This is a genomic window from Paraglaciecola chathamensis S18K6 (assembly GCA_000314955.1).
In the GTDB taxonomy this organism is placed as follows: Bacteria; Pseudomonadota; Gammaproteobacteria; order Enterobacterales; family Alteromonadaceae; genus Paraglaciecola; species Paraglaciecola chathamensis.
In genome coordinates, this window is the sequence record BAEM01000008.1 from 74,139 (window position 1) to 89,184 (window position 15,046).

Here is a 15,046-nt window from a genome sequence, read left to right on the forward strand (position 1 = left end):
GTTGTGTTTTAGGTTACTGCTTTATTTTCTATAACGCTCACGGGTAAACTTTGGCACACAAAAAAGTGGCCTAATTGCGCCATGTCACGCTATGTATTCTTGTCGTTTTTATTATTGGGGATACCAGTCGAGTATCGAATATTTATACTAAGCAGGCCGTACAAAATACCGAGTTAAAATATATAAATCAATTCAGAAGTTTGAACTTACTTGAAAAATCCTTACTTTATGTTGGGTTTTTTGTATAAACTTATTTTAATTCAGTAAGTTACCAATCGTCCATTTAGTTGGTTATATCCTATGGAATAACAGCCATTTTTCTCGCCAAGTGTTAATAAATAGTTAATTTACACCGTTGCAAACAGTGACTTTTTGGTTTGCTAGTGAATATTTATGAGAAAAAAACGCATAAAAAGTATAAGTTACTATTTGGAAACACTGCCAAAACGGGTGTGTTGAGGATATTTAGCTAAATTGTTTGAAAAATAAACAATGTCATAAAGCCCAGCTCAAGTAGCGATTATCAGTTGACCCTGTGTTCGAACTTGCTAGCATGGCGCGCTCATAGCCTCACTTTTAAGCACGAGAACATAGCATGCAGCGACAAGAATCAGTAGAACCTTGGGCCCTTCGATTTGCCCAGTTTATTAATCGTTTTGGCACTCTGCGTGTTAGCGTGTTATTCGTCATTCTGACCCTCATCTTCACCATGACAGGCACCTACTTCTTGCGTATTTACATCATAGGGGATGTGAAGCTAGAAGATTTTATGAGTGCAATTATCCTGACCATCGTCAGTGCGCCTTGGGTATTGTTTTTCTTCAGTGAGTTGGTCAAACAACTTGAGCGCTCCAGAGGGCATTTAGCCGAAGCGGTAACCCAATTAGAGCGCTTACGTGAAGAAGATATTCTGCTTAGCCGTGAGCTGCAAAACAATATTAAACAGCTTAACTACGAGATAGAGCAGCGTAAAAATGCCCAAGAAGAGCGTGAAAGCGTATTCGTAGAATTAGAAAATGAAATTAAAGACAGAGCTGAAAAAGAAGCCCAAGCGCTGCGTTTGTCTACCTTGTTGCGTTCAATCATTGATGCCTCGCCAGATCTTATTTACTACCGTAACGAAGAAGGACAGTTTGCTGGTTGTAACCGCTTAGCAGAACAAATGACCGGCCGAACCGAAGCGGAATTAATTGGCTTAACCCCGCATGAAGTTTGGGAAGAAGAGCTAGCGAGCCAAGTGGCAGCCAGTGATCATGAAGTACTAGAAAATGATGTAAGCATTACTGAAGAGGTTTGGCTGCGCTTTGCCGATGGTCGCCGTGGTTACTTTGAAATGCGCAAAGTACCTTTCTATGACAAAGACAATAAACGCTTAGGGTTATTAGCGTTTGGCCGTGATATTACAGAGCGTAAGCAGGCTGAAAATATCGTCGCAAAAGCCAGTAAAGATAAAACCAAATTTATCGCTACCATTAGCCATGAGTTGCGTACGCCGTTAAACGGTATTGTCGGCTTAAGCCGTATGCTGCGAGATACTAAACTAGACAAAGAGCAATTTGCTTGGGTGAGTACCATTTACGCCAGCGGTATTACTTTGGGGAATATCTTTAACGATATTATTGATATCGATCGCATGGGTCGTGACAAACTCGAACTTTCATTGAAAACGGTATCGATAAAAGATTTCACCGAAGAGCTAAGCAGTATTATCAAATTGCTCGCTGCCGATAAAGGCCTTGCGTTTGATACCGACATTAAAGAGCCGCTGCCAGATTTTGTCGAAGTGGACGGCACCAGATTGCGCCAAATTTTGTGGAACTTGCTATTCAATGCGGTCAAGTTCACGCAAAAAGGGAAAGTGAGCTTAAGTGTTGAAGCGCACACAGCGGGTGATGGTATTAGTCACGTGAAATTTTGCGTTGGGGACACCGGCGTTGGTATACCTCAAACCGAGCTCGATAAAATATTTGCTATGTATTACCAAGTTAACTTGCCTGAGCATCAAAGTGCCACGGGAACCGGTATCGGCTTGGCGATATGTCAACAAATGGTGTCACTGATGAACGGTGACATAAAAGTCAGTAGTGAAATCGGTAAAGGCACCTGTTTCACGGTGGAGTTGCCATTACCCATAAGCAAACGCCCCATGCAAGTGGAAGAGCTGCAAGTACGTGGCCTGAATATTCTGTTGGTGGAAGATATAGAACTCAACGTGATGGTTGCCAAAGCGCTATTAGAGAAGCTTGACCAGCATGTTGATGTGGCCATGACAGGCAGCGAAGCGATAAAAATGGTACGCGATAAACAGTACGACTTAATCTTGCTTGATATCCAATTACCGGATATGACAGGTTTTGATGTTGCCGCAACCCTGCACGAAGAAAGTTTGGTTGAACAAACCAGTATTGTTGCCTTAACGGCCAATGTGATTAAGCGTCGCCAAGAATACTTGGACAGCGGCATGGACGATGTTGTGGCAAAACCGGTTAAGAAGAGCCGTATCATTGAAGTATTTAACTCGCTGTTCAGTGAGCATTCTTACGAGTCGCACAAACCTAATGAAGAAGAGCCAGATAAAGAGCTTGATGCCATTTTAGATTTAGATTTGCTGCAGATGTTGGTGGATACCATCGGCCACGAAATGGTCAGCACCAGTGTTAAAGTGTTTGAAGAAAACATGCCGGTTTATCTAGAAATACTGCAACTTAGCTTAAGCGCTGATGAGAAAGACGAAGTGTGCTCTCAGGCCCATAAAATAAAAGGGGCTGCAGGCTCGGTTGGTTTGGCCAGAGTGCAAAAAATTGCTAATCAAATTCAACAAGGCGACCATCCAGCTTGGTGGGAAAATGTGCACGATTGGGTAGAAGAACTGACGTTTGCTGCTGAACAAGACATGCAAAAACTGGGTGAATGGCTAACCAAGCAAGATATTGATGATTAGCATTATGGGCGCCAAGGATAGACTATCTTGGCGCTAAATTTGCCTCACGTGAGTGGGGCGCATCTATACCACGCATCTTTATAGGGAATAAGCATAAATATTGCTTGTGCCTACCGACCAGTTTATATACAATTCGCGCCGCTTAAAACAGTCACTTTAATTTTAGTTCCTTGTCTCCATACAGTCTGACTGTGCTGTCGAGGCTACAACCGTGAGGAGCAATATGATGCGTCATTACGAAATCGTATTCATGGTTCACCCTGACCAGAGTGAACAAGTTCCAGGTATGATCGAGCGTTATACCGGAATTCTTACCCAAAATGGTGGCACAATCCACCGTATGGAAGATTGGGGCCGTCGTCAATTGGCTTACCCAATCGACAAACTACACAAAGCACACTACGTACTTATCAATGCTGAAGCTTCTGCTGAAGCCGTTGAAGAGCTAGAGACTGCTTTCCGTTTCAATGACGTTGTATTGCGTAACCTAGTTATGCGTACTAAAGATGCTGAAACAGAGCAATCGCCTATGGCTAAAGAAGAGCGTCGTGAAAAGCGTGACGAAAGACCGTCTTCTGAAGACAAGTCTGTAGAACCTGAAGCAGCTACTGCTTCTGACGAAAAAGAATAAGGAGACAAAAAATGGCTCGTTTTTTTAGACGTCGTAAATTCTGCCGTTTCTCAGCTGATGGTGTTGTTCAGATCGATTATAAAGACATCGCTATGTTGAAAAACTATGTCACTGAAAGTGGTAAAATCGTACCTAGCCGTATCACTGGAACTAGCGCTAAATATCAGCGTCAGTTGTCAACTGCTATCAAGCGCGCGCGCTTCCTAGCATTGCTTCCATATACTGATTCTCACAAGTAACCCTAGCGAAATTAAGAGGTAGCAAGATGGAAATCATACTACTAAACAAGGTCGCTAACCTGGGCGGCTTGGGTGACAATGTCACTGTAAAATCAGGTTATGCACGTAACTACTTGTTCCCTCAAGGACAAGCGGTTCCTGCTACTAAAGCAAACGTAGAAAAATTTGAAGCACGTCGTGCAGAGCTTGAAGCAAAAATTGCTGACCAGCTTGCAGCGGCTGAAGCACGCGCAGCAAAAGTTGCTGAGTTGGCTGAAGTCACTATCGCAGCACCTGCTGGCGACGAAGGTAAATTGTTCGGATCTATCGGTACTCGTGACATCGCAGTAGCAATTACTGCCGCTGGTGTTGAGATTGCTAAATCTGAAGTTAAATTGCCTACTGGTACTTTGCGTGAAACTGGCGAGTTCGAAATCGACCTACAGTTGCATTCAGAAGTTACTACTACAATCAAATTGATTGTTATTCAAGAAGCTTAATTTAAGCCTTTTTGGATACTAAAAACACCGCCTAGTACAAGATGTACTAGGCGGTGTTTTTTTATGTGCTGAATTTATACCAATACCATCGAATAATACCATTCCACTTTAATAAGTGATCACTCAGCGAGAGTTTAAAAGGGCTTAAACAAGGCGCATGACTGAATGAATAGTTGTTCTCTTTCGAAGTCATGCAAAGCAGTGTAAGCCCTTTTAAAACTCGCCTGAAAGGAATGCCCCAGCAGCTTTTGCTCTGCGTTCTCACTATTCGAAAGGGAACAACCATTACTTCATAGCGACGCCTTAACCAAAAACCGCTGGACGCATTCTGAGGGGGCACTTATTAATGCGGATTGGTATAATTGGCCACTCAGCGAAAATTTAAAGGGATTTAATCAAGGCGCTCGATGCGCCGAAGCAGTTTTTCCTGCCACTGTGGGTCTAAACCTTTTGCATCACTTAAATAACGTAGCGAGGCGACAGATGAGCTTTTGTCGAAATGTTGCTTCACAAAAGATGCCACAGACACATTGGTATTAGGCCGTTCAATTAGTGTGATGTCATCGCCTAATCGAATTGCACCAGCTTTTAATACCCGATAGTACCAGCCCGTTATCTGTTGCTCATTGATTAACTGGACCAAGCCTTTTTGATTTAACTTTTCCTCTATTTTCCAGCATGGGATACGCGGTGAACTTACTTGCACCTCGATTTCGCCAATCCGGTAAATATCACCAATATTGACGTTGCTATCGCACATTGTTGCGCTACTGATATTTTCGCCAATACTGCCAGCAATCGCTCTCTTGTGCAGCAGAGGGTGACGTTTGATGATGGTTTCGTAGCCATGCAGTGCATATTGATGCAGGGCTCGCTCGGGGCCTCCGTGAAAGCGTTTATCCACCTGAATGTCATCAGTGATACCGAGGTGATCTACTTTCACCGATGTGACAGGGCGTTTATCGATGCCAGAGAGCGCATTTTTAGGACCAATAGGACGCGCTTTTCCTGCGAATAAGCCTAATACTTTCATACTGATTCCGTTTTATTAATGACAAATAGTGGTTTCTTTTTTGCGGCTTTAAACCTTTGTAGGTTAACCTGCGACTTATTTTATAACCTAGCTAACGAAGACAAAAGATTGACTGAGTATTCAAACATTGTTGCCGCTGAGCACAAGTTTGCCACCGATGACGAGCGGCAGCTACTGTTAGCGGTGAAAAATGGCAACCGACAGGCTTATCATCAGCTATATCATCAATATATCGGTCAGGTGTATGCGCTGTGTTATCGCCTAACGGGAGATAAGTCGTTAGCCGAGGATGCATCACAAGAGGTGTTTATCCAATTGTGGCGCAAAATTGGCGATTATTCAGAACAAAGTAAGTTTTCTACTTGGCTGCATACAGTGACATCTCACATTACGATTTCCTATATCCGGAAACAGCGGGGTTGGGTACAACGCATGTTTAATATAGAGAACTCAAGCGCGGTAAATAATATTGCTGAGCCTTCTGCGGGAGAAGTGGATATTGAAAAGTATGTGTTGCGTCTGCCAGAACGTGCGCGAATCGTTTTTGTTTTGCATGCAATAGAAGGCTATCGCCACGAAGAAATCGCCCAAATGACCAATATGGCAATTGGAACGAGTAAAGCACAATTCCATCGAGCGAAACAGTTATTAGAGGAGTGGATGGGTTATGCATAAGCCAGATTTTGAACATGCCTTGCAAGACAAGCTTGCGCAGCTGGATAAGCAAAAGCAGCCTGAACGCGATTTATGGCCGGGTATCGAGTTAGCGCTGGTTAAGCAAGAAGACCAAGCCCGCAACGTACATGACTTGAGCGATAAAAAGGTGCGAGTTAATGACAACAGTCGTTATTGGGGGCGAGCGGTAGCGCTTGCAGCAGCAGTGGCTATTATCGCCCTTGTGAGCTGGAAGGGCGTGCTACCAAATGACGACATGATAAGCGGTGAAGAGTTAGTTGCCGCCCTTAGCGCACAGCACGAAGAGCAGAAAAATGCCTTATTAGTGCAGTTTGAAGGAAAAAACGCACTGACCAACAATTGGCAGCAACAATTAGCTGAACTTGATAGTGCTGCTGAGGCGATTAAGAAAGCGTTGCTGAATGAACCAGACAATATGGCGTTGTTGAAAATGCTACAAAGCGTGCATCAGCAACAGATCAATTTAATAGAGCGTGTGCATTCACCTAAGTGGTCGCAAATCTAATATGAATGCTAGGAGTCAAAAATGAAGTTAATGATGCTTAAAGGGGTATGCAGCGCAATCGGTTTAATGGCAGCGCTGAGCGTTTCTGCCGGCGAACAAATTGATCGCAGCATTGAAGCGAACCCTAATGGCTATGTGGAAATCGAACACGTCAACGGTAAGGCTGAAATCAAAGGCTGGGACAAATCCCAAGTACAAGTTAAAGGCGAGTTAGGCGAAAATACCGAGCGTTTCGTTTTTGAGCGCAGAGGCAATGAAGTTCTGATAAAGGTGAAGGTCAAGAATAGCCGAAAACACAGCAGCCGTTGGGGCAACGATAATGAGGACGAATTGATTATTTTTGTCCCCCACCAGAGCCGCATAAACTATACCGCTGTGAATGCAGATGTCAGGTTAGGCGACATCAAAGGTGGTACGAATGCCCAAACAGTTAATGGCGAAATTGATGCTCAACAGTTGTCAGGCCGTGTGCGCTTGGAATCAGTAAACGGCGATATCAACGCCGATGCTCTGAAAGGCGATGTGGCAATAGAAACGGTCAACGGCGATATACGTTCGCAAAGTACAAAAGGGCGCGAAGATGCATACAAGTCGGTAAATGGTGATATCAACGTAACCTCTAGTTCGAGAGAGCTTCGCGTGACGACGGTGAATGGTGACGTAACGCTAGCCATGCAGAAAATAACGTACGCTAATTTGGAAACCGTCAACGGCGAGTTGAAAATGGCATTAGCTCTGGCCAAAGGAGGGGAACTACAGGCGACAACCGTCGGAGGAGAAATTAACTTGAACTTTGCTCCTGACGTATCAGCATTGTTTGATATTCGTGCTCATGCGGGCGGCAAGATCGTTAATCGTCTGACCCATGACAAGGTACAAAAAGACAAGTATGGCCCAAGCAGTTGGTTAGCAACCAGTATCGGACAAGGTCAAGGTAAGGTGTCTGTTTCAACCGTGAACGGTCGAGTGAGTATTTCGAAAGGGTAGAGCAAATAAAAAAATGCACCACCGACGCAGGGACGAAGGTGGTGCATGAGTTAACTAATATTTAGAAAGTAACTTTAACGCCAGCATTAGCACGACGACCGATTAGGTCATAAAGTGCATCAAAGGTATTTCCTGAAGGTACTTCGTTAAATACGTTACGAATACCAGCAGAAAAGCTAACGTTGTCATTCAAGTAGTAAACCGCTGACAAGTCATGAGTCCACACTGAATCGATAAAGTTAGGTGACGCATCTTCTGGTGAACCGCCGCCTGGTGATACGTCAAATAACGCACTCTTATCAATAAAGCGAGAGCTCCAGTTAACGTTCAGGTCGTCAATACGGTAATCAATAGACGTGCTCCATTGTAAGCTTGGATCACCTACTTCACCATCTTCTACGTTGATTTCATCTGGGCGAGTTTGGAATTCAAATTCATCTAAACTAAGGACTTTAGTCGCTGAGATATTGATTCTAACTTCACCAGGTAAATCAAACTGGCTTAGGTCTGTTCTGTAACGTACGTTTGCTTCGATACCGTCTGTGTCGAAACCTGCCGCGTTAATATAACCAGAGCGCACCAATGCAATATCATTCGTGGTAGGGTCACGGTCAATTTGTCCACAGAAGTTAACATCTGGGCCGCCTGTCGCATCAACACAGTTATCGGCAACATCTTGTGCTGCAACTAAGTTAATCGCATCGGAAATCTCGATGTTGTAGTAATCCACGGTCAATGAGAAGTTTTCAATAAACGCAGGTGTCCATACAAAACCAATGGTTTGTGACTCAGCTGTTTCAGAGAACAGTTCAGTATTACCACCAGAAAGCGTGTTAACACTGACGTTATCGTTCGCTTCAAAACCAGCAGGGATGCCCAATGCTAGACAGTTTGCTGCTCTATCTGGATCTTCATTAATGTTATCTGCATCACATGGATCAGATACACGTGCGAAGCCAGGTGAAACAGGGCTAAACGCTTCTGTCACGTTTGGTGCCCGAACCGCTTCGCTGACTGTTGCACGGATACGCAAGTCTTCGATAGGAGCCCAGCCTAAGCCAACCTGCCATGCATCAGCATTACCGGCATGTGAGTAATCAGCAGTACGATATGCTGCATCTAATGTAAGCTCTTGAACCAAGAACATATCGCTAATCAGTGGTGCACTCACTTCGATGAAATACTCTTCTACATCGAAGCCGCCGAATGAATCAGGCGTCGCTGCACTGGTATAAAAGCCCGCTTTAGTGAATTCATCAGTAATAGTGCTTGATGTTTCTTCGCGGTATTCATAACCCATAGCAACACCGATTGCGCCACCTGGAAGCTCTAAAAATGCGCCTGTATCAAATGATAAAGAAGCACCGTAAACGTCTTGAGTAATTTCATCTTCACGTAAAACATCACCAGAAATAAAGTCCGCAGCTTCTGCGCTGAAGTTTCCTGTTCCGAATGGGTTAAACGCGACACAGTTTCCGCCATTTACTGACGCTGGGTCTTCATAATCGTCGCCTTGCGCACTAGGTACTTGGCTACGACATGCAGCCAGTCCAGTTTCAGGGTCGATAACCGCATCGATTGCGGCATCTAAATTATCTACAATGACGTCGTTTAACGTACGACGGGTATTTTTGGTTTCACCATGGGTGTAAAACACGTCATAATCGAAAACAGTTTCACCAAGTTCGAATCCACCTTCAAAACCAAGAACGACGCGGAACAATTCACGGTCATTTGCAGCTGAGCGGTTACCTAAATCACCAAAGAAGCGAGAGAATGAAACCGTTGTGTCTTGACCACCGTCAATAAGACGCTGTCTGGTAGCAGAATCTAAGAACGGGTTATCCGCAACATTAATACTTAAGCCACCGAAATTGAAAGCCGGCTGGAACTGTTGACGAATATCTTTATCAACGTATTTCACGTCACCGTACATACGCACGTTATCGTTAAAGTCATAACGGAATGTAGACGCTAATGTAACGGTCTCTTGTGATGGCGTGTAGTTTTCATAGTTATCAGGGAAGAAAACCGTGTCATACGCTTGATCAAAGTTACCAAAAGCAAAACTGTTAGTATTGATACGTTCAACCTGATCCATACCTATACCGTCAGGTGAAAACGTAATACGAGGACCACCGCCGAAAGGGTTAATCACGCCGAAGTCGTTGATCATCTCTGAACCTACGAATGGTACGCGGAACCTATCAGCAATACCGTCGTCTTCACCACCATCATCAGGATTGATAACAGTACCCGCATAATCATGTTGCTGAAGGTCGGTTAGTAATACTTCGCGAATGTCAGATTTACCTGCGTAGAAAGTAATGTTGCCTTTACCGTCTTCAGAGGTTGAACCGACTAGCACGTTAAAGTTATGGCTTTTTGTGCCAACGCCTTCAGTGCTATCGGCAACGCCTGCATTAAATTCAAAGCCTTCAAAATCATCTTTAAGGATAATATTGATAACACCTGAAACAGCATCAGAACCATAAATCGCTGACGCGCCACCTGTGATGATTTCTACCTTGTCTATCAACGCAGCTGGAATAGCACCTGTATCGATAGCTGATGAACCAGGAGCACCGGCAACGTGACGGATTCCGTTAACCAAAGTTAGGGTACGGTCTCTACCTAGCGAGCGTAGATCTGGGGCACTTAAGCCGGCATCTTCGTTGCTATTGTTGTTACCAATCAAGCTTGAACCCGCAGCAATCGCTGGGATTTCCGCCAAAATACTCCCTAAGTCTGGTGTACCAAAACGAGCAATTTCTTCTGAACTTAAAGAGATAACTGGAGCTGGTGATGAAAGCTCGGCACGTGCAATACGAGAACCGGTAACTGAGATTTTCTCAAGAGCTTCGCCTTCAGCGGCTGGCGTTTCCTGTGCTGTAGTTAATGTAGAAAATGATGCGGCAGAGAGCGCACCGAGAGATACAGCGAGTCTAATCGACTTCGCCAATTCGGTTTTAGTGAACATGTAAAATCCCCGTGATTTTTATTAATACCAATCGTTTTATACGATTTTTATTGTTCAATAGTGAGTTGAACTGTATCGGAATATAAAACAATACATATAGGCTTACAATCTATTACGGAATAACGCTTGTATCGAAAACTTCACGTTTTAGGCAAACTCCTTGCCCCAACTGGGTTTAGGGCAGCGTCGCTGAAAGCTTCATTAGACTAATTTACAGTATGAAAGGTAAGAACAGGCGGGGAGGGTTGCCTAAAATTTGTGCAAAAGGGGAGGCTAAGCCACCCGCTCTACTGCAACGTGAGCTAAGCCAATCAGGGCTTGCTTGTAGTGTGATTCAGGAATAGGAGCCAATGCATCGACCGCTTGTTGGGATGCTTTTAAAGCTTGTTGTTTGGTGTAACCCAAGGCGTTGGTTTGCTCCATCGCTTCTAAAATGAGCGTTAGATTATCCATGCCATTACCTGACTCAATGGCTTCACGTATCATTGCCGCCTGCTGCTCGTTGCCATGCCACATTGCATATAAAAGCGGCAAAGTTGGCTTGCCCTCTGCTAGGTCGTCGCCCATGTTTTTACCCATATCTTCACTGTCAGATGCATAATCCATAATGTCATCAACGAGTTGAAAGGCTGTGCCCAAGTATTTCCCGTAGTCTTGCATGGCATTTTCAATAGCTTCACTTTGTTCAGTCAGCACTGCTGCTAATAGCGTTGCGGCTTCAAATAAGCGTGCGGTTTTGCTGTAAATCACTTCCATGTAACTTTCTTCTGTGGTGTTCGGATCGTTACAGTTCATCAATTGCAGCACTTCACCCTCTGCAATCACATTGGTTGCATCAGACAAGATTTGCATGACGCGCATGCTGTCCAGCGTCACCATCATTTGAAACGAACGGGTATATAGAAAGTCACCCACTAACACACTTGCTTGATTACCGAACACTTCATTTGCTGTTTCACGGCCTCGGCGCATAGTCGATTCATCGACGACATCATCATGCAATAAGGTCGCGGTGTGAATAAACTCAATAATAGCCGCTAACGTATGATGTTGCTCTGTCTGAATATTCAACGCCCGAGCGGCTAAAACCGTTAATAAGGGCCTTAGTCGTTTGCCACCACTATTAACGATGTAGAAGCCAAGTTGATTGATCAGCGAGACATCTGAATTCACCTGCTTTTGGATCAGTTGATTGACCGCGAGCATATCTGGCTCAGCGAGTGAAAGGATGTGGTCTAAATCCATACTTAATTTTCAGCTCTGAAGATAAGGTGTTAATTAGCGTGCGATTTTACAGAAATTACACAGGGTATCCAGCAGACATTATGTAACAATTGCCTGCAAAGACGCGTAGAATATGTGTTGCTGCATATTTGAGCAAATAAATTGAATTTGGTACTTGCGACGACTGGACGGTTCACGTACAATTCGCGCCCTGTTTTTGAATATATAGCGCTATGATTAAGCGCAGAGCGGAGTTAATTATGTACGCGGTTTTCCAAAGTGGTGGCAAACAACACCGTGTGGCTGAAGGCCAAACCGTTCGTCTTGAGAAGATCGAAGTGGCTCCAGGTGAGTCAGTAGAATTCGCTGATATCTTGATGGTGAGCAATGGTGAAGACGTTAAGATCGGTACGCCTTTTGTTAGTGGCGGAAAAGTTACAGCGGAAGTTGTAACGCATGGTCGTGGCGAGAAAGTTAAGATTGTTAAGTTTCGTCGACGCAAGCATTCACGTACCCAAATGGGTCACCGTCAGTGGTTCACGGAAGTGAAAATCACTGGTATAAGCGCTTAATAGTAGGAGTTCGAACTAATGGCACATAAAAAGGCTGGTGGTAGTACCAATAACGGTCGTGACTCAGAAAGTAAACGTTTAGGTGTTAAACGTTACGGCGGTGAGTCAGTTTTAGCGGGTAACATTATTGTTCGTCAACGTGGTACTCGTTTCCACGCTGGTGACAACATGGGTATCGGCAAAGATCACACTTTGTTTGCTTTATCAGACGGTAAAGTTCAATTTGAAGTGAAAGGTCCTAAAAACCGTAAATTTGTAAGTATCGTTGCTGAATAATTAGCAATCTTACACAGTTTAAAAGACCCCGCTTGTGCGGGGTTTTTTGTTTAAGACGTCTTATTTATCGTTTTGCATATATAAGACAAACACGCTGAGCTCGGGAATACCCCAAGCGCCAGCGAACTAGTATAAACTCTTTATACTCTTTACCAGAAAGTTGAGTTAACGATGAAATTTGTAGATGAAGCTGAGATCCGCGTTGAAGCGGGTGATGGCGGAGCCGGTACGGTTAGTTTTCGCCGCGAGAAATATGTTCCTGATGGCGGCCCGGATGGCGGCGATGGTGGTGATGGTGGTAGCGTTTACCTAGTCGCCGATGAAAACCTAAATACGCTTATCGATTATCGCTTTGAGAAATTTCATCGTGCTGAACGTGGTAAAAATGGCCAAAGCTCAGATTGTACAGGTCGAAAAGGTGCTGATTTAGAAGTCAAAGTACCAGTAGGTACCCGAGCAACAGATACTGAAACGGGCGAATTGCTAGGTGATTTAACCAAGCACGGCCAGCGACTTAAAGCGGCACAAGGCGGTTATCACGGTTTAGGCAACGCCCGTTTTAAAACCAGTACCAACCGCGCCCCACGTCAGAAAACCTTGGGTACCCCAGGGGATGTGCGCATGCTCAAATTAGAGCTAATGCTATTGGCAGATGTGGGGTTATTGGGCATGCCAAACGCAGGCAAATCAACCTTTATACGCAGTGTTTCTGCCGCCAAGCCTAAGGTAGCGGATTACCCGTTTACCACACTCGTTCCTAACTTGGGTGTCGTGCGTTTGGATGCTATGAGCAGTTTCGTTATTGCAGATATCCCCGGTTTGATTGAAGGCGCATCTGATGGAGCTGGCTTAGGGATTCAATTCCTTAAGCATCTTGAGCGCTGCCGAGTGTTACTGCACCTTATTGATTTGATGCCGGCTGACGGCTCTGACCCAGTTGAAAATGCCAAAGCTATCGTTAGCGAATTAGAAAAATACAGCCCCAAATTGGCTGCTAAACCACGTTGGTTAGTGTTCAATAAAGTGGATTTGATGTTCGAAGACGAAGCACAAGAGCTGTGTGATAAAATCGCTAAAGCCATGAACTGGGAAGGTGAATACCACAGTATTTCTGCTGTACAGGGTAAGAACACCAAAGAACTTTGTATTAAAGTCATGGACTTTATTGAAAGCTTACCAGAAGAAGAGGTTGATGAGTCGGATGATGAAGAAGTCGGCTTCAAATGGGATACTTATCATAAAGAAACCGTTGAAAATTACGAAGATGACGATGATTTCGACGACGATGATGACGATGACTTTGACGGCGACGACGACTTCGAAGTGATTTACCAGAAATAAGCCGATTGCCGGTTAGCTGAATGTACTCAGTTAACCGAGTTTGACCGAATAATTAACGCGTAATGTAGTTGGAAAGTAGGGTGTTTTAGTATGGCAAAGATTGCGATGATTGCTGCAATGGCAAACGAACGAGTAATTGGTCTTAACAATCAAATGCCTTGGCACATGCCAGCCGACTTAAAACACTTTAAACGTGTGACGCTGGGCAAGCCAATTATTATGGGGCGAAAAACCTACGAATCTATTGGCAGAGCGTTACCCGGTCGTCTTAATATTGTGATCACGGGTGACCAAGCTTATCAACTGGGTGATGCGAGTGTCGTACACAGCTGCGATCAGGCCATAAACGTGGCCATGTCACACACGCAAAAAGAAGGTGTAGCTGAGCCGGACCAAGAAATTATGGTGATAGGCGGCGGCACTGTTTATCAACACTTTTTACCTCATGCTAATCGCTTGTATTTGACCTTCATAGATTTAGATACCCCAGGAGACACGTATTTCCCTGACTATGCAGATGATGCATGGCAAGAAATTGAATCTGAATCGAACGAGCCTGACGAGCAAAATTCTTACCCCTATCGCTTTGTTACCCTCGCAAGGTGATTACTGTTTATGCAATCGCCTTGGCGTTGTTTTTCAGTAAGGTAAACGTATACACATAACCATATATTGCACTGAATAGTATACTGGGGGCCACCGTCAGTAGGATATTAGGGGTGTGATTTATCAGATTCACCACCAGCGCTATGCTTCCTTGCATACCGATAAGAAGCAGCGGGGCGAGTATTACACCTGATATTTTGATAGAAGCTATGCGGGATGCCGCGTTATCCAAAGCATGATTGAATGTCTTGAAAATAGCGATATTCTGCTTCGTGTTTGCATATACCGAACACAAAATAGGTACTACAAATAACAATGACACGTAATGACTATTGAAACGTTGAACGACCTTTTCTAATGTGAAGGTAAAAACGATGGTAATACTGCCACTGAGCGTGCCTTGCACTAGTGCCGAGCGTAAGATTAACCCTAGGTCGTCTGTTGCTAAGCTATTCGCCCAGTAAGTCCATCTAAAATAAAACACAAATGCCACCACCGCTGACATGGCTAATCTCATTCTCGACGACATCTTGTCT

Annotated in this window: 15 protein-coding genes; 11 read left to right on the forward strand and 4 right to left on the reverse strand. The window is 44.3% G+C overall.

Going from position 1 to position 15,046, the window contains the following annotated elements; all coding sequences use genetic code 11:
- The first annotated feature begins 595 nt into the window (after window positions 1-595).
- From arcB to rplI, 4 genes are all read left to right on the forward strand, one after another.
- Window positions 596-2,941: an aerobic respiration two-component sensor histidine kinase ArcB gene (gene arcB, locus GCHA_RS03595; protein ID WP_007985133.1), complete on the forward strand. Its 2,346-nt coding sequence runs from the start codon at window positions 596-598 to the stop codon at window positions 2,939-2,941.
- Between the two features lie 226 nt (window positions 2,942-3,167).
- On the forward strand, window positions 3,168-3,572 hold the full coding sequence (rpsF, locus tag GCHA_RS03600) for a 30S ribosomal protein S6 (protein ID WP_013754721.1): 405 nt from the start codon (window positions 3,168-3,170) through the stop codon (window positions 3,570-3,572).
- A gap of 11 nt (window positions 3,573-3,583) precedes the next feature.
- A complete protein-coding gene (rpsR, locus tag GCHA_RS03605) occupies window positions 3,584-3,811 on the forward strand; it encodes a 30S ribosomal protein S18 (RefSeq protein WP_006991716.1) in 228 nt (75 codons plus the stop codon).
- A gap of 26 nt (window positions 3,812-3,837) precedes the next feature.
- A complete protein-coding gene (rplI, locus tag GCHA_RS03610) occupies window positions 3,838-4,290 on the forward strand; it encodes a 50S ribosomal protein L9 (protein ID WP_007985138.1) in 453 nt (150 codons plus the stop codon).
- A 391-nt stretch (window positions 4,291-4,681) separates the two neighbouring features.
- Here rplI and GCHA_RS03615 read toward each other — a convergent pair whose 3' ends face one another.
- Window positions 4,682-5,323, reverse strand: a complete 642-nt coding sequence (locus GCHA_RS03615; RefSeq protein WP_007985139.1) for an MOSC domain-containing protein — start codon at window positions 5,321-5,323, stop codon at window positions 4,682-4,684.
- A 108-nt stretch (window positions 5,324-5,431) separates the two neighbouring features.
- Here GCHA_RS03615 and GCHA_RS03620 point away from each other — a divergent pair, with 108 nt between their 5' ends.
- From GCHA_RS03620 to GCHA_RS03630, 3 genes are read left to right on the forward strand one after another with little or no spacing between them, the layout of a single operon-like run.
- Window positions 5,432-5,998: an RNA polymerase sigma factor gene (locus GCHA_RS03620; RefSeq protein WP_008302094.1), complete on the forward strand. Its 567-nt coding sequence runs from the start codon at window positions 5,432-5,434 to the stop codon at window positions 5,996-5,998.
- Window positions 5,991-6,524, forward strand: a complete 534-nt coding sequence (locus GCHA_RS03625; protein ID WP_007985144.1) for a hypothetical protein — start codon at window positions 5,991-5,993, stop codon at window positions 6,522-6,524. The genes GCHA_RS03620 and GCHA_RS03625 overlap by 8 nt, the downstream gene beginning before the upstream one ends.
- A gap of 21 nt (window positions 6,525-6,545) precedes the next feature.
- Complete coding sequence (locus GCHA_RS03630) at window positions 6,546-7,511, forward strand: DUF4097 family beta strand repeat-containing protein (protein ID WP_007985146.1); 966 nt, start codon at window positions 6,546-6,548, stop codon at window positions 7,509-7,511.
- Window positions 7,512-7,572: 61 nt separating this feature from the next.
- Here GCHA_RS03630 and GCHA_RS03635 read toward each other — a convergent pair whose 3' ends face one another.
- Together GCHA_RS03635 and ispB are read right to left on the reverse strand one after the other, a co-directional pair.
- Entirely contained in the window at window positions 7,573-10,491 is a 2,919-nt protein-coding gene (locus GCHA_RS03635) for a TonB-dependent receptor domain-containing protein (RefSeq protein ID WP_007985149.1), read from the reverse strand.
- 273 nt (window positions 10,492-10,764) lie between these two features.
- Window positions 10,765-11,736, reverse strand: coding sequence for an octaprenyl diphosphate synthase (gene ispB / locus GCHA_RS03640; protein ID WP_007985151.1), 972 nt, complete (start codon window positions 11,734-11,736; stop codon window positions 10,765-10,767).
- A 239-nt stretch (window positions 11,737-11,975) separates the two neighbouring features.
- Here ispB and rplU point away from each other — a divergent pair, with 239 nt between their 5' ends.
- The 4 genes from rplU to folA all read left to right on the forward strand — a co-directional run bounded on the left by rplU (window position 11,976) and on the right by folA (window position 14,510).
- Entirely contained in the window at window positions 11,976-12,287 is a 312-nt protein-coding gene (gene rplU, locus GCHA_RS03645; protein ID WP_007985153.1) for a 50S ribosomal protein L21, read from the forward strand.
- Window positions 12,288-12,305: 18 nt separating this feature from the next.
- Window positions 12,306-12,563, forward strand: coding sequence for a 50S ribosomal protein L27 (gene rpmA, locus GCHA_RS03650; RefSeq protein WP_007985155.1), 258 nt, complete (start codon window positions 12,306-12,308; stop codon window positions 12,561-12,563).
- Between the two features lie 171 nt (window positions 12,564-12,734).
- Window positions 12,735-13,904 (forward strand): Obg family GTPase CgtA, encoded by a 1,170-nt coding sequence (gene cgtA, locus GCHA_RS03655; RefSeq protein WP_007985157.1) that lies wholly within the window; start codon window positions 12,735-12,737, stop codon window positions 13,902-13,904.
- A 90-nt stretch (window positions 13,905-13,994) separates the two neighbouring features.
- On the forward strand, window positions 13,995-14,510 hold the full coding sequence (gene folA / locus GCHA_RS03660; RefSeq protein ID WP_007985158.1) for a type 3 dihydrofolate reductase: 516 nt from the start codon (window positions 13,995-13,997) through the stop codon (window positions 14,508-14,510).
- Between the two features lie 7 nt (window positions 14,511-14,517).
- Here the strand turns inward: folA and GCHA_RS03665 are convergent, their stop codons facing one another.
- Complete coding sequence (locus GCHA_RS03665; RefSeq protein WP_318248922.1) at window positions 14,518-15,039, reverse strand: hypothetical protein; 522 nt, start codon at window positions 15,037-15,039, stop codon at window positions 14,518-14,520.
- Window positions 15,040-15,046 lie beyond the last annotated feature (7 nt).